We start from the raw sequence: 13,793 nt of genomic DNA, 5'->3' as shown, positions 1-13,793 counted from the left end.
CCTGGCATCTACCGGACGATGTCTTTCTCATCCTTGCGGGTGAACCGATAGTTGCCTTGGGTTGCCTTGGCTACGAGCTGGCCGTTCTGGTTGAAGTAGCTCGTGGTATAGCCCAGGAAGGCGCCGACGCCGACGCGAGTCTCCTTCGGCGTGACGTGACTCAATATGCGACCCATGGTGGTGAGCCTGTCGCCCAGGCAGACAGGCTCGAAGAACTCGATCGTCATGTCGGTGAAGAAGCCGGCGTTGGTCGGCGGCATCGGCGGGTCACCGGCCGAAGGCGAGCGAGCGGCGAGCTGGGATTGGAAATCGACGTCCGCGTCCAGGGGAAAGCGTGTGGTTTGGCCCGGCCGCCAGTTGCCGCTATAGGTGGGGACCTCCTTGACCATGGCCCACGGTACCACCTGGCTGCGATAGCCGGCCATCCTGGCGACTTCTTCATCCCAGTAGGTCAGGTTGCCGATCTCGGCCGGTTCGCAGTAGCGCGAGAGCATGACCTTGTCGACGCGCTCGTCGGCTACCATGATGATGCCGCCGGAGTAGTCCTCACCGATGTGCTTGGCGGTGTCTTCCCAGGTTACGTTGGGATCTCCTCCTTGGGTCCGTGCCGTTGCTTCGCTCTCATCAGGTGTGGCCATCGTTCCCTCCATTCGCACTGTATCGCTCGCCTCAGAGCAAGCGCTCGAGGCGTTGCCACACACACATCGCGCGGTGGCAACACGAGCTACATGTCGCTTATCCCCGATGGGACATCATCACGTGGACTTCGGCTGTAGCGGTGACGGCGTCAAATTAGCCCGCAGCAGCCCCCACTGTCAATGAACCGACCGGTGTCGGTAGCGTAAGAACGAACATGCGCTCATCCTGTCGGAGTGAAATCAGACGTGAAGCCGGAGCTGGAGGAGAAGGCAAACCGGAGCGCGTAAGGCGCAGCAAGATCAATCCGAATGATCGTCCCGCGGACTCGAGCTCCGAATGCTTAGCCTGATTCTCTCCACCATCGCCTTTTTCGTCGCGAGCTACTATATCAAGCGATACCTGGAGGAGATCGGGATACCCAAAGGCTTCACTCGGGGAATTGTCATTTTCGTTCTTGCCGCTGTGATTGCCTACGCCGTCGCATACGTTGTCGGCTGGATTGCAACTTGATCGCAGCCAAGGAGGTGGCTTTGGACGCGTCTTGGCCAACGACGACGATCTATCCCGCCTCGACCCGCGCGCAGTACGCCTCGATGGTCCGCCTCCACGCGGGCCGAGCCAGGCACCGATCCCGATACGACGCGATTCCCGGATACGGCGCGATCAATCCCTCGTCCTTGATGCCAGAGAGCACGTGCGCCATCAGGATGTCGGCGACGGTGAAATCCTTTGTCGCGACGAAGTCGCGATCAGCGAACCAGCGCTCCAGGTTCGCCAGCACCCGATTCGCCCAGCCGACCAGGAACTCGCGGTGCTTGCCGCAGCTGCCATCCGCCGTCCAGTCGAGCACCAGCAGGCTGAGCAGCGGCGGCTCGAGCGAGTTCATCGCGGCGAAGCACCAGCGCACCACCTGCGCCTCGCCGGCGCGGTCGCCGGGGATCAGGCGGCCGGACTTCTTCGCCAGGTAGACGAGGATGGCGGCGGATTCGGACAGCACCAACCCGTCGTCGTCGATCGACGGGATCTGCTCGAAGGGGCTGAGCCGGCGATAGGCTTCGGTGTTCAGGTCGTGTGCGGGGTGGTCCATGCCGGCCAGTTCGAACGGCAGTTGCATCTCTTCGAGCGCCCACAGCACGCGCAGGTCGCGGGTGTGGCCGCGCGCGACAGCGTTGACCTTCGAAAATCCGTAGAGCTTGAGCATGGTGACGTTCCTTCGTTGAAGCTGCCCTGTTGCGAAGAGTACCGACATCCTAACGCCGGCACATGCGGCGACCTTCGCGCATGAGCTATTGATCGTTCCGTATTGGACGACAGTCCAATACGGACGCGACGCTCCCCTCTCCCCCCGGGAGAGGGGTTGGGGGTGAGGGACGAGCGTGACATGAAATAGGGAACGCTCGATAGGCACGTTTACTGAAAACGCGTCTTCGACATCGACATCAAGCAGTGCCCGAATGTGGCGGGCGACTCAAGATCATCGCCGCCATCGAAGGGCCCGCCGTCATCACCCGCATCCACACGCATCTGGGGCTACCCGCGCGTGCGCCGCCACGCGCCCCGGCGCGGCTCATGTGATTGATTGCGAGAACCTGCACCCGGCGGCGCGCTCCAATCCTGGAGCATGGGTACCGAGAGGAGGCAACGGCCATGGGCGACGTCCGCTTCGACACTGCCGCCGCGCATCGCGTCGTGGACCTGCGATCCGATACCGTGACGCGGCCCTCCGCGGAGATGCGCGAGGCGATGAAGGCCGCCGCGGTCGGGGACGACGTCTACGGAGAGGACCCGACGGTGAACGCGCTCGAGCAGGAGGTGGCGGCGATCCTGGGCAAGGAGGCGGCGATGCTCACGCCTTCGGGAACGATGGCGAACCAGATCGCGATCCTCCTGCACGCGCGACCGGGGGAGTCCGTGATCTGCGAGGAGGGCTCGCACGTGTACGTCAACGAGTCGGGCGCGGGGGCGGCGCTCGCCGGCGTGCAATTCGACCTCGTGCCGCTGGCGGAGCGGCTCTCCGACGCGGCGCTCGAGGCAGCCTGGCGTCCGGAGGAGATCCACGCCGCGCCATCCTCGCTTCTCGTCGTGGAGAACACCCACAATCGCGCCGCGGGGCGCGTGCTCGCGCAGCGGGAGATCGCCCGCATCGCCGCGAAGGCGCGCGCGCTCGGGCTGCGCACGCATTGCGACGGCGCGCGGCTGTGGAACGCCGCGGTCGCCGCGGGCGAGGCGGAGCGCGACCTCGCCGCCGGCTTCGATACGGTCGCGGTGTGCTTCTCCAAGGGCCTGGGCGCGCCGGTCGGATCGGCCCTCGCCGGCTCCGCGGAAGCGGTCGGCCGGGCCCGCCGGCTGCGCAAGCGGCTGGGCGGCGGCATGCGCCAGGCCGGCGTGCTCGCCGCGGCCGCGCTCGCAGGCCTGCGCCGGCGGTCGCGCCTCGCGGAGGACCACCGGCGCGCCGCGGCGCTCGCTCGGGGCCTCGCCGCGCTCGCCGCGCCCGCGTGCCGCCTGCGCGTGGAAATCCCCGATCCGCCCACCAACATGGTCTACTGGCGCATCGAGGGGGCGAACGGCGATGCTCTGGCGAAAATGCTGGCGCAGCGCGGCGTGCTCATGCTGCACCTGGGCGGGGGCTGGCTGCGCGCGGTGACGCATCTCGACGTCACGGATGAGGACGTCGGGCGGGCGCTCGACGCCGTTCGCGCCGACCGCGCGTCTCCCGGGGCGCTCCGCGTTCCCGCTACTTGATATACAGCGGGCGGGAACAGACGGACCTGTCGCCGATCACCTCGCAGCCGGTTGCGGTCACGCAGACCTGCTCGCTCGCTCCCACGTAGCCGATGCCGGGCAGGAACACGTGCAGAGGGCAGTGGAACACCTGCCCGGCCTCCAGCTTGAGCGGGTTGTCCGGCGTAAGCGACAGGATCCCGGCATCGGACCAGCGCTCGTTGGAGGCGTAACCCGAGCGGTGCTGCATCTCGAATCCCGCGGCGACCAGGTGATCACGGGCCGCAGCGTCGACCTCATGCGCCGTGCGGCCCGGGGCCATCACCCGCAGGAGCCGCTCCAGCGCCTCGTGTGTCGCGTCGAGCGCCTCGCGCACCCGGCGCGGCGGCTCCCCGAACCATATCGTGCGGATCATGCAGCCGACGTAGGTCTTCACGAAGATTCCCGGCTCGATCCAGACGCCGTCGCCGCGGGCGATGCGCCGCGCGTTGCGCTCGCGCGGCGTGCGCACCGCGTGCATGTGCAGCATGTGTGGCCCCACCTGGCACACCGTGCCGCCGGTCGCCGAGTAGTAGTATTCGTCGCCGAGCAGCGCCTCGTGGCCCTGGGCGAGGTGCATGACGACGTCCCATTCGCTCCAGCCCGGCTCCAGCGCCTCGATGGTGCGCGCGAGGGCCCTGCGATTGACGTTATTCGCCCGGCGTATGCATTCGAGCTCCGACGCGGAGCGGCATACGCGGATCTGCTCCACGCGGAAGTCCGCCAGCCGGACGCCGGGAAGCAGGCTTTGCAGCCGCAGGTAGTCCTCCACCGGCGTGACGCGCAGGTTGACGCCGATCCGGCTCTGCGCAAGCCCGATCCGCTTCAGTATGTTCGCGGCATAGAGAACGGGATCGTAGGGATTGATCGGGCCTTCGTCCGGATACTCCACCCATTCGTCGACGAACGAGCAGCAGCGATGGGTCATCGCCTCCAGCCGCCGCACGATGCCTATCGGCCCGCCCTCCCACACGATCAGCCATTGGGGGCTTTCGGCGGCGTAGAAATCGACCCGCGTGCCGGTCAGCCACGAGAAGTCCCGCGCCGTGGTGACGATCGTGGCGTCGACCTCGGCGCGCGCCATGTGGCGCTTGACGCGCTCGTGGCGCGCCTCGTACTCCGCGCGGGGAAACGGCAACTCATAGGTCACCGGGGTGTAGAGATCTGCCGGGGGGGTCGACTCGCTCACGGACGCCACGTCTGGAGTTCGACGCGTCGCTCCCGTCGTCATCCGGCGACGGATGCGTCGCGATCAAGCGCAAAGACGGTTACGGTTTACCCCCATCAGACCCTGCGGCCGTCCCGGCGTTCCAATCAGCCTGAACACCTATGCGACCGGAGGCTCCGGCCTCGGCCGCAACGGCGTGAAGCGTGATTCGACTTCGGTGCCTTCTTTCTTCCTCAGCTCTTCATCCTTCATCCCTCGTCGCGCGGCTGGATGGCGCTCCCGGCAACGTCCGGCATCTGGAATACTTGGACGCGGCCGGTTCCGGCAAAAGAGACGGTCGTGGTGCGGAGCCCGACCTTCGGCTCTTCGGCCATGTGCGGTCAGATAGTCAGCATCGAGCGCAGGGCAGGTGTGCGCCCGTCAGCGGACCTTGGCGACGACCCCGTATCCGACGTCAGCTTTTTCATCATGGCATTGGCAGCTCGCGACCCACTCGGCAACAGCGTACAGTTCCAGAATCGCGTGCCGCGGATCCTCGCTAGAAACTTTAAGCCCGGAGGCACGCTCGACATATCCTTCAAGGATCAGGAGCTCGAAACGGCTTTCGCCAAGCGGCTTGGCGTGCCGCTCTTCCTCGCCAACGTGTCGCAGCAGGTCTATCAGATGGGCCGTGCCGCCGGGCTCAGCAAGGAAGACGGTTCGTCGCTCGTCAAGGTGTACGAGCGGCTTGCGGGCGTGAAGGTCAGCGGCGACGATAGCGTCTGAGAAGTTCGTCGCTCCCGCAAACGCTACGCGCGAGGTGGCCCTTGGCGTCGAATTGAACAACACGGTCCAGGCATTGGATTCCCGCACAATCGATTTGTGCCTGGGCTTGTTCGTTGGTGCACCCGTTTCGCTAGGCCGATACGGCCATCCAGCTGCACACGCTGCTGGACTTGAGAGGGGCAATTCTCTAAGAGCAACCCTTGCTTCGTCACCAACTCGGAGATCGGAACACCCGCATCGATATCGGCCTTGCGCATGGTGTCGGCAGCGACAATGCGCAGACATACTTCCAGCACGGGGGCGAGCTTGTTCTGTGGGAGTATCAAATCAAAGGCGTGCGGAGCGCGATTCGGCGCTCACGCTGAACTGCTCGCACTGAAAGATCGATGTCTTTATGGGCAGCTCGAGCCAAGCTGCGAAGGACGCCCAGAAAGCTACCCGCACCGTACCCATCGTCTTTGCTGGAGTTACGATCCAGTCGCCTCAGGCCATGCCCCGGCTCTTACCCGCGGCGGTAGGGGTAGCAGCGCGCGGGATCCAATGTGAGGCCATAGTGCCGGGCCAATACCTTGATGTCCTCGCCGTGCTTCGGATAGGGATCGGCGTTCGCCGGCCCCACCACGATCGGCCGGAACGACGTTTCATCCTCGCCGGCCGGCGGCAGCATGGCGGTAGCGAGCCCCGCGCCTTCGCGGTCACGCAGGGTAACGAAGATCGGCATCACCTTTTGCACGTGGCTCTTTAGCCTGATCTTTTGCTCGAACGCCCATTTCGAGGTAGGCGGCACGAACGTCTTCTCCGCCTCTTCGGCCGCCCGGCGAAAGTGTTTCTCGACCGCGTGGTTCATGAGTTGCGATTCCTTGCTCGCCTCGCCCTCGGTCTCCATCCTGAACCAAGTGCCGTTTGGTCCATCGCATACGAACTGCATACGCCCACCTCTCGGAAAAGCCTCGTTGAGGATAGAGAAACCACCATCTTGCGTGAACGCCGATGCATCCACCGGCTCCCAGGCGGAACATTTTGCGCCTCGCGCACCTGCGCAGCAACACCTTGGGACACTATCGGCGAAAAGCGCTCGTTTCTCGACCGAGATTCGTGTCAATACAACATGCGTCGGTCCGACCCCGTCGTTCTCGCCGGAACCCTTCATCGTCCCGAATCACCTGACTCCGACGCCCCTTTCGGAGGGGCGGAATGACAGCAGAGACCGGCGGCTACATCTTCTCGATCAGTTCCATCTGAGCGCCGTCGGGGGCCTCGATAAAGGCGACGTGGCGGCCGTTGCTAACCTGCTCCAGCATGATGTGCGCGCCATTGCGCTTGAGCTTGGCGATCGCGCCGGCGTAGTCATCGGTCTGCAGGGCGATGTGCTCGATCCCCATCATCTGTTTGCGATTCTGGGCCGCGCTGATGGTGGTGACGTTGAGCTGCAGCCCGTGCAGGTTGAGCTGGATGTTGCCGTTGGCGGCCTCATTCTTCATCGTCGCGCCGAAATTGTCGATGTAGAACTGCGCCGTCTTCTTGGGGTCGTACGTCTTGATGTGGACGTGTCCGATTTCCATGGCCATGCTCGTCTCCTCCGGTGGGGTTCGGCTTAAGGGGAATAGGAAATTGAACCATCATTTTTCCCATCCGCGACTGTAAGGCCGGCCCAACAGGCGGTCAATCGCGCGCTGTCGGTGGCGATTTCGTAGTAGCACCTGATGGTCACGGTCGCGAAGCTCTGCCGTCCCGGTGGGGACCGCGCTGTCGTCGCCGAATCTCTTCTGCTGAAAACAGCAACTGCTGATCAGCAATCGATCGAGGCAACGTGCGAGCTCGAACTTGGTCGGTTGCTACGCCAGGGCAGGTGACCAGCTTGTCACGATTCAAGTAGCTCGAACCCGCCTTTGTCTGCGGGGCAGTCCGGGCAAGTCCAATCCGCTGGTATATCCTCCCAGCGCGTTCCGGGCGCAATGCCCTCCTCCGGCAGACCCATTGCTTCGTCGTAGGCAAACGCGCACAGCATGCACTTCCATGATCGTTCCCCGGGCTGTGCACCTTTCGTAGCGACAGCCGACTGCGTGACCGGGTTAGGGAATCGGACGATGAGCCCTTCCAGGCCCTCAGAACCGGCATGAATCTCGAATGGCCTCTCTTTGTTCGAGACGTATACCAGGGTCATGGCCTTCGCTTCTTTGTTCTCGTGGATCAGGCTAAGCGATCTACTGACCTTCGAGGATTCTAGTCGCCGAACGGCAGCCTCTCTATTCGCCGAACGCAAACGCCTGCGCAACCCTGCTACAGTTCGGAGCAGCGGACGCTTGGCGCCCGCCAAGTTCAATAAGGGGCCGCAGCTGATGACAGCCGAGTACGAATCCTTCCTGACCGACGAAGTCAAGGACTTGATTGGAGTGGAGTCGGCATGGAGCGCCTATTCCGAGCCCATCTCGACCTCCGAAGTCCGCCGCTTCGTCCACGCCATTGTGGACGACAACCCCGTGTACTACGACGAGGTGTACGCACGCGGCACCAAGTACGGTGAGGTGGTCTGTCCTCCCCTCTATGCTTCATTTGCCTTTCGACGCGCGTATGGCACCCCGGACCCGCTCGACCGCCTCAAGACCGACCGGGACTGGGATGCCTACGGTGGCGGCGGCGCTTATCGACAGGTCCTCCCGCGCGTGCCGCATGGCTTCCAACGCATGGTCAACGGCGGCTCGGAGATCGACCTCTACAAGCGCCTTCGGCCCGGCAAGCGCGTCCGCACGAAGGTTCGGTACCACGACATCCGGGAACGTATCGGCAAAACGGGACCTATGGCCATCGTCATCACCGAGACAATGTTCCAGGACGACGACGGCGACCTCATCGCGCGAGCACGGCAGACCGCCATCTTTCGCTAACCCCGACCACGCACGGAGTCACCTTAAATGGGATACGCAACGCAGCGCTACTTCGACCACGTCAAGGTCGGGGATGAGCTTACCCCCGTAGAGAAGGGACCGATGAGTCCGGCGCACATCATGCGCTGGTCTGCGGCGTCCGAGAACTGGCATCGGATCCACTATGACTATCCCTTCAGCACCGGCCATGACAAGAACCCTGGACTCCTCATCAATGGTTCCTGGAAACAGCACCTCCTCGCCCAGATGCTCGACGAATGGGCCGGCCTCGAAGGATGGGTCGCGAAGATCTCTTTTCAGTACCGCGCCATGAACATCGAATGGGAAACCCTCACCGCATGGGGAAGAGTGACCAACACCTATGAGAAGGACGGTCTCGGTATCGTCGAGTGCGAGACCGGCATTCGAAACGACCGCGGCCTCGAAAGCACACCCGGCTCCGCGGTCATCGTTCTGCCAATCAGGGATGGAAAAGCCGTGCCGTATCCCTTCGCACCATTTGAGGGCTGAGAAGCCCAGTCTTTATGAGAACAGACTGATACTTTGCTCGGTGGAGGGCTTGCGCAATGCAGACAGCACTGATTACAGGAGCGAGCCGCGGCATCGGTCGCGAAGTTGCTCGCGCGCTCGCATCCGAGGGCTGGCGCGTGCTAGCCGGGGTCCGGAAGCCGGAGTCGGCGCCCCCAGGCACACAGGTCGAGATCGTCGATATGGCCGATCCCGAATCGATCGAAGCCTTGGCGAAACGGCTTCTTGCGCGGGACGAACGGCTGGATGCGCTCGTGAACAACGCCGGCGTATATAGAGAACCCGCGCGCCGGGTTTGGGACGTCAACGTGCTCGGCCCGTTGCGCCTTACGCGGGCGCTTCAGACGCTCCTCAACCCGAATGCCCGCGTCGTCATGGTGACGAGCGGTCTCGGCCAGACTTCGGCGCAGCCTCGCAGCCTGGTCAAGCGCCTGTCGAATCCGAAGCTATCCCTCTCCGACTTGGAGCACTTGGCCGAGGAGGCCCCCGGGGGTTATGGGCAAAGCAAGGCTACGCTCAACGCTTTGGCCAAGGTGTTCGCAAAGCAACTCGCGCCGCAAGGAATCCTGGTGAACGCGATAAGCCCCGGATGGGTCCGCAGCGATATGGGCGGATCCAGCGCGCCGCGCTCGCTGCAGCAGGGCGCGGACAGCGTGCTGTGGGGCGTGAGGTTGCCACCCGGCGGCCCCGCGGGCGGGGTGTTCCAGGATGGAAAGCCGATCGAATAGCGCTACAGCGCGTACCGTCCAGCCTGTCGAGCGCACTGGAATCCGTCGCGGCGGCGCTACCGCTCGCTCGCCCCGGCTCAACCGACTCCGAATCCCCTGCTGATCGCGGCATCACACCGGCCGCTTGGCCATCCAGAAGAACAGCGAACCGACTGCGGCAAGACCGGCGATCAGCGTGAAGCCCGCGCGATAGTTGCCCAGCCAGTCGGCGAACGCGCCAGCGATGAGGGGCCCGCCGATCTGGCCGATGACCATGATCATCGACGACAGGCCGAGAATCATGCCGATCGAGTTGCGGCCGAAGTAATCGGCCCGCATCGCGGAAATGAACGGTCCGCGCAGTCCCCAGCCGACACCGTGCACCAACGCAGACAGCACCAGGATGACCGGCCCGGCGGCATAGGTTAGCGTCAGCATGCCGGTCGCGTGCAGCAGCATGGTGAATGCGGTGACTTTGCGCTTTTCGACGTGTTCCGGAATGACCCAACCGCAAACGACGCCGACGAACTGCCCTGCGGTCGCAAGGGTGATGTAAAGCGACGCCAGTGCCAGCGAGTAGCCGAGACCTTCCTTGATGTGGACGATGGCGTGCACGTTGATCGCCGTCACCACGAAGAGCGAGCAGGCGTGGCCGAGCGACAGGAACCAGAAGGATCGGGTACGTAATGCCTGGCGGGCCGTGTAGTTTCCGTCGGCGGGCCTTGCGCGCCGCGCCGGCGGCGCTGGGTCTACAGAGGTGGAGCTGGGGCTTGCGGGTGCGGCCGCCGGCGGCAAGCCGTCGATGCGCTGGCCTACGTCTTCGGGGCGGCTGCGTACCATGCTCGCAAGCGGCCAGCCGAAAACGATGAGGATCACGCCGGAACCGAAAGCGGCGGCACGCCAGCCGTAAGTCTGGATGACCCACGCAACCGCAACTACGAACAGCCCACCCACCGCGGCGCCGAACTGGGACGACGACAGTGCGCGAGCCCGCCGTCTCTGGAACCACTGGATGATGGCGACGCTCACCACCATGTTGCTGCACATGCTGGCGCCCAGTGCAAGCACGACGAACGCGGCATAGAACGTCGCCAGCGTATCGGTCTGGCTCAGCAGCATAAAGCCGATGCCGAAAAGCATCACGCCAGCGCGAACAATGCGCTGCGAGCCGAAGCGGTCGACCAGCCAGCCCAGAACGGGGCCCATCAGGGCGGATTCGGTGGATTTGAGCGCCGCGGCGCCCGACAATGCCGTCTTGCTCCAGCCAGTGTCCTGCACCAGCGCGGCGAGATACGCGCCGAATGCCTGATTCAGCAGCATGCTTTGAAAAAACTGCAGCGTGCCGCCAGCGAACACCACGCGCCAGCCGTAAAAGTGTTTCATGGTTCGACGATAGCATGACGCAGCGGCGTCACAGCACATTGGCTCGATTTGCGTCAGCCGATGGCCTGGTGGCGCCTGCCTGGGCCCACCGAATAAACTGAAGGGATTCCGACCGAATCAAGTATTTGCAGCGGGGACTGCGGTCGGCGCACATGGCCTTGGTACATCGCCCGCTCCGCGGTGGTCGCGCGGGAAAGGTGGTTCGAATTTGCTGTCCCCACCTGATCCACCCGATCGAGCGGCTGGAGCGTGCCTACCAGGAGAACATTCTGCCGGTTTATCTGGGACTGCTGAACGGCCACGACCCGGACGGTGGGCTTGAGGGGCGGCCGGCCCACGGGCACTAGCCGAACAGCGGGTTCGTTGCTCCGAAAGCGTCGATTGCAGTTCCTGTGATGGCCGTGCTGCGGTCGCTGGCCAGGAAAACCGCAACGTCCGCTATGTTCTCCGGTGTCGCGATCTTCGGGTTCCGAGCGACGCCAGTCGCGTTGAACGCCTCTCGGTAACCCTCCGTGTCCACCGCGCCCGGGCAGATGGCGTTCACGTCAATCCCGTACTGCTTGACCTCCGCTGCCAGCGACTCGGTGAAGCTGATGAGCCCGGCCTTCGTGATGCGGTACGCGCTGCGGCCGGCCGCACCCTTTCGCCCGCCGAGGGATGAAATGTTGATGATCTTGCCGTAGCCGCGCTCAATCATTCCCGGCAGCAGCGCCTTCGTAATCAGGAACGCGCCGGTCATGTTCACATTCAGCACATCACGGAAAAGCTGCGGGTCGAATTCGGCGACCGGGATGCGCGGGTGGATGATGCCGGCATTGTTGACCGATGTCGACTCCGCCGAATTTTGCGATTGCGGCACCGGCGGCGGCGTTGATCTCGCTTTCGACGCCAAGGTCTGCTGGTGCGGCAAGCGCACGGACGCCCATCGCCTCAGCCTCGGCAGCCAGGGCCCGAAGCTTGTCCTCGCTGCGCGCCGTCACGACGATGTTTGCACCATTGCGTGCAAACGCCAGTGCTATCGCGCGTCCGATACCCTGTGATGCGCCCGTCACAAGGGCTGTGCGGCCTTCCAACTGTTTCTTGGTCAAAGCATAATTCTGGCGTCTGGTGCTCATTTTACGGGTAAGACAGGCATGCGATATCTCCATACCATGGTACGCGTTTCCAACCTCGGGCAATCGCTCAAATTCTTCGAAATGCTGGGTCTGAGCGAAGTGCGCCGCAGGGATAGCGAAAAGGGCCGCTTTACCAATCTGCACCTGGCGGCAAGGGACGACGTCGACGTCGCAAAATCGGTGCGCGCGCCGACGCTCGAACTTACCTACAACTGGGACCCGGAGGAGTATATGAGTGGGCGCAATTTCGGCCACCTCGCGTTCGAGGTCGACAACATTTACGAAATGTGCCAAACGCTGATGGATAACGGCGTCACCATCAACCGCCCCCCGCGCGACGGCCACATGGCCTTTGTCCACACACCGGACGATATTTCCATCGAGCTCCTGCAGAAAGGCGAGCGTCTTGCGCCGCAGGAGCCTTGGGCGTCAATGGAAAATATCGGTAGCTGGTAAGCCCGCCTTAGCGCGGATGGTGCCATCGGTCTATGTGATGGGAAGTGACGAGGTCGAGTCTTGGCAATCACGCACCCAGCTCATTTGCGGCAGCGACCGCGCCTGGCCGCTCAGCGGCACCCGACGTGGGGTGAGTTGGCTCGTTTGCAAGACTTTGACCTCGACGGGTCCTGTCAACGGGTTCCGGAATCGGGACTGGTCGACATGCGACTCTAGACATGATCCGGAACAGACCGCTATCGAGCCGGAGGCGCCGTTGAACTTGCGGTCTATGTCGGGCGGCAATACTTCGGTTACCTGCCCTTCGACCTCTGATGCCCTGGAACGACAATCAGCTCCGCGTCCATCCGGCATCAGGATACCGAGATCGTTCGCATAGTCGTCACCAATCGTCTGCACGAAATTCAAGTCGCGCCAGCCTCGTTCTTGCGCGAATGCGTACTGGCGCTCCAGGGTGGAGCGCCCGAGAATCATTAGCGCCACGCGCTGCTTAATATCAGCGGCGTTGCCGTTGACCGATCCGAGCCAGCTCGTGCACATCGGGCAAGGCCGTTCGCGTGGCGGTCCGTACATCCAGCAGTAGGTGACAAGCGTGTCTTTGTCGCCGAAGAGTTCCGGCAGTCCAACCTCGAACGCCTGTTCATCCTTGAACCGATCGTCTTTGCTGATCACAGGCCCCGGCGGCAGAGCGCGGCGCTGCTCGCCCACAGGCGAGTCATGTGGCGACGGAATTCGATCTCTTCGGCGAGCAACGCCTTGCGGGCTGCGTCGTATTCGGCGACGACCCCGGGAACGGAGTCTTGGCTTTGGTGGTCAGTTTGGTCGCCGGTGTCAGTTGATCTGTCATGTCTTACTCCCAGAAGGTTCATTGCAGCCGGCGTCCGTTTCAACCGCTGTCGGACCCAAGGTCAGACCCGTAGCGCGAAAGGTAGATCCACGGCCGGCGCACGCGATCGGCCTGCTGGAACGTGTCGATCGCCGGCTCCATGCGCAGGATCACGTCGATCTCGTCCAGGCCTTCGAGCAGCGCCGCGCGCCGCTCGGCCGGCACGCTGAACCCGCTCGTCCAACCTTCGGGGCCCTGCACGACGCAGCGAACTCGGGCAGCTCCGCGCCGTCGAGACCGTAGCGCCAGTTGGCGAAGAGCAGCTTGCCGAGGTCGGCCGAGGTGGAGCGGCCCGCCGCCATGGGCGAGATGGCGTCCGTATTGATGTTCGGCATCGGCATCGGCGCCGCGATGCCGGTGACCACGCTGAGTTTCTCCATGGGATGGCTCCTAATGCCGATCGAGCAGCTTGCGCGGGTCGGTGATGCAACCGCTCACCGCGGCCGCCGCGACGCTTACCGGGCTTGCGAGATGGGTGCGGCTGTGCGGTCCCTGGCGATG

Annotated in this window: 16 protein-coding genes and 1 pseudogene; 6 read left to right on the top strand and 11 right to left on the bottom strand. The window is 63.8% G+C overall.

Going from position 1 to position 13,793, the window contains the following annotated elements; genetic code table 11:
* Positions 1-8: 8 nt before the first annotated feature.
* Together GEV05_15965 and GEV05_15960 are read right to left on the bottom strand one after the other, a co-directional pair.
* Positions 9-650 carry a hypothetical protein gene (locus tag GEV05_15965; GenBank protein MPZ44863.1) on the bottom strand — a complete coding sequence of 214 codons (642 nt, stop codon included), beginning with the start codon at positions 648-650 and terminating at the stop codon, positions 9-11.
* 548 nt (positions 651-1,198) lie between these two features.
* Positions 1,199-1,840: a glutathione S-transferase family protein gene (locus GEV05_15960; GenBank protein ID MPZ44862.1), complete on the bottom strand. Its 642-nt coding sequence runs from the start codon at positions 1,838-1,840 to the stop codon at positions 1,199-1,201.
* Between the two features lie 446 nt (positions 1,841-2,286).
* Between GEV05_15960 and GEV05_15955 the strand changes: the two genes are divergently transcribed.
* Positions 2,287-3,381 (top strand): low specificity L-threonine aldolase, encoded by a 1,095-nt coding sequence (locus GEV05_15955; GenBank protein MPZ44861.1) that lies wholly within the window; start codon positions 2,287-2,289, stop codon positions 3,379-3,381.
* Here GEV05_15955 and GEV05_15950 read toward each other — a convergent pair.
* Entirely contained in the window at positions 3,374-4,630 is a 1,257-nt protein-coding gene (locus GEV05_15950; protein ID MPZ44860.1) for a M24 family metallopeptidase, read from the bottom strand. The two genes, GEV05_15955 and GEV05_15950, sit on opposite strands and share 8 nt — an antisense overlap.
* 207 nt (positions 4,631-4,837) lie before the next feature.
* On the opposite strand from GEV05_15950, the gene GEV05_15945 reads away from it, so the two are divergent.
* A complete protein-coding gene (locus GEV05_15945; protein MPZ44859.1) occupies positions 4,838-5,332 on the top strand; it encodes an NAD-binding protein in 495 nt (164 codons plus the stop codon).
* A gap of 502 nt (positions 5,333-5,834) precedes the next feature.
* Here the strand turns inward: GEV05_15945 and GEV05_15940 are convergent.
* The 3 genes from GEV05_15940 to GEV05_15930 form a co-directional block, all read right to left on the bottom strand.
* Positions 5,835-6,260, bottom strand: a complete 426-nt coding sequence (locus tag GEV05_15940) for a hypothetical protein (GenBank protein ID MPZ44858.1) — start codon at positions 6,258-6,260, stop codon at positions 5,835-5,837.
* Positions 6,261-6,546: 286 nt separating this feature from the next.
* Positions 6,547-6,900 carry a hypothetical protein gene (locus tag GEV05_15935; protein ID MPZ44857.1) on the bottom strand — a complete coding sequence of 118 codons (354 nt, stop codon included), beginning with the start codon at positions 6,898-6,900 and terminating at the stop codon, positions 6,547-6,549.
* A gap of 293 nt (positions 6,901-7,193) precedes the next feature.
* Positions 7,194-7,340 carry a rubredoxin gene (locus GEV05_15930; GenBank protein ID MPZ44856.1) on the bottom strand — a complete coding sequence of 49 codons (147 nt, stop codon included), beginning with the start codon at positions 7,338-7,340 and terminating at the stop codon, positions 7,194-7,196.
* Positions 7,341-7,494: 154 nt separating this feature from the next.
* Here GEV05_15930 and GEV05_15925 point away from each other — a divergent pair, with 154 nt between their 5' ends.
* The 3 genes from GEV05_15925 to GEV05_15915 are packed head-to-tail and all read left to right on the top strand — an operon-like array spanning position 7,495 to position 9,473.
* Positions 7,495-8,217, top strand: coding sequence for a hypothetical protein (locus GEV05_15925; GenBank protein MPZ44855.1), 723 nt, complete (start codon positions 7,495-7,497; stop codon positions 8,215-8,217).
* A gap of 27 nt (positions 8,218-8,244) precedes the next feature.
* Positions 8,245-8,727 carry an acyl dehydratase gene (locus GEV05_15920; GenBank protein MPZ44854.1) on the top strand — a complete coding sequence of 161 codons (483 nt, stop codon included), beginning with the start codon at positions 8,245-8,247 and terminating at the stop codon, positions 8,725-8,727.
* Between the two features lie 56 nt (positions 8,728-8,783).
* Positions 8,784-9,473 (top strand): SDR family NAD(P)-dependent oxidoreductase, encoded by a 690-nt coding sequence (locus tag GEV05_15915; GenBank protein MPZ44853.1) that lies wholly within the window; start codon positions 8,784-8,786, stop codon positions 9,471-9,473.
* A gap of 111 nt (positions 9,474-9,584) precedes the next feature.
* Here GEV05_15915 and GEV05_15910 read toward each other — a convergent pair whose 3' ends face one another.
* The 3 genes from GEV05_15910 to GEV05_15900 form a co-directional block, all read right to left on the bottom strand.
* The gene (locus GEV05_15910; protein ID MPZ44852.1) at positions 9,585-10,874 is read right to left on the bottom strand and encodes an MFS transporter; all 1,290 of its coding nucleotides are present in this window, start codon (positions 10,872-10,874) and stop codon (positions 9,585-9,587) included.
* A 304-nt stretch (positions 10,875-11,178) separates the two neighbouring features.
* Positions 11,179-11,778: an SDR family oxidoreductase gene (locus tag GEV05_15905; GenBank protein MPZ44851.1), complete on the bottom strand. Its 600-nt coding sequence runs from the start codon at positions 11,776-11,778 to the stop codon at positions 11,179-11,181.
* Positions 11,591-11,983 carry an SDR family NAD(P)-dependent oxidoreductase gene (locus tag GEV05_15900; GenBank protein ID MPZ44850.1) on the bottom strand — a complete coding sequence of 131 codons (393 nt, stop codon included), beginning with the start codon at positions 11,981-11,983 and terminating at the stop codon, positions 11,591-11,593. Before GEV05_15900 ends, GEV05_15905 begins: the two co-directional genes overlap by 188 nt.
* Between GEV05_15900 and GEV05_15895 the strand changes: the two genes are divergently transcribed.
* Entirely contained in the window at positions 11,969-12,406 is a 438-nt protein-coding gene (locus tag GEV05_15895) for a lactoylglutathione lyase (GenBank protein ID MPZ44849.1), read from the top strand. The genes GEV05_15900 and GEV05_15895 overlap by 15 nt on opposite strands.
* 342 nt (positions 12,407-12,748) lie before the next feature.
* Here GEV05_15895 and GEV05_15890 read toward each other — a convergent pair.
* Together GEV05_15890 and GEV05_15885 are read right to left on the bottom strand one after the other, a co-directional pair.
* A pseudogene (locus GEV05_15890) lies at positions 12,749-13,253 on the bottom strand (DUF899 domain-containing protein).
* 149 nt (positions 13,254-13,402) lie between these two features.
* Entirely contained in the window at positions 13,403-13,672 is a 270-nt protein-coding gene (locus GEV05_15885) for a hypothetical protein (protein ID MPZ44848.1), read from the bottom strand.
* Positions 13,673-13,793: the final 121 nt, after the last annotated feature.

This window comes from Betaproteobacteria bacterium (genome assembly GCA_009377585.1).
Classification (GTDB): Bacteria; Pseudomonadota; Gammaproteobacteria; order Burkholderiales; family WYBJ01; genus WYBJ01.
This window is presented reverse-complemented; position numbering and strand designations above follow the sequence as displayed.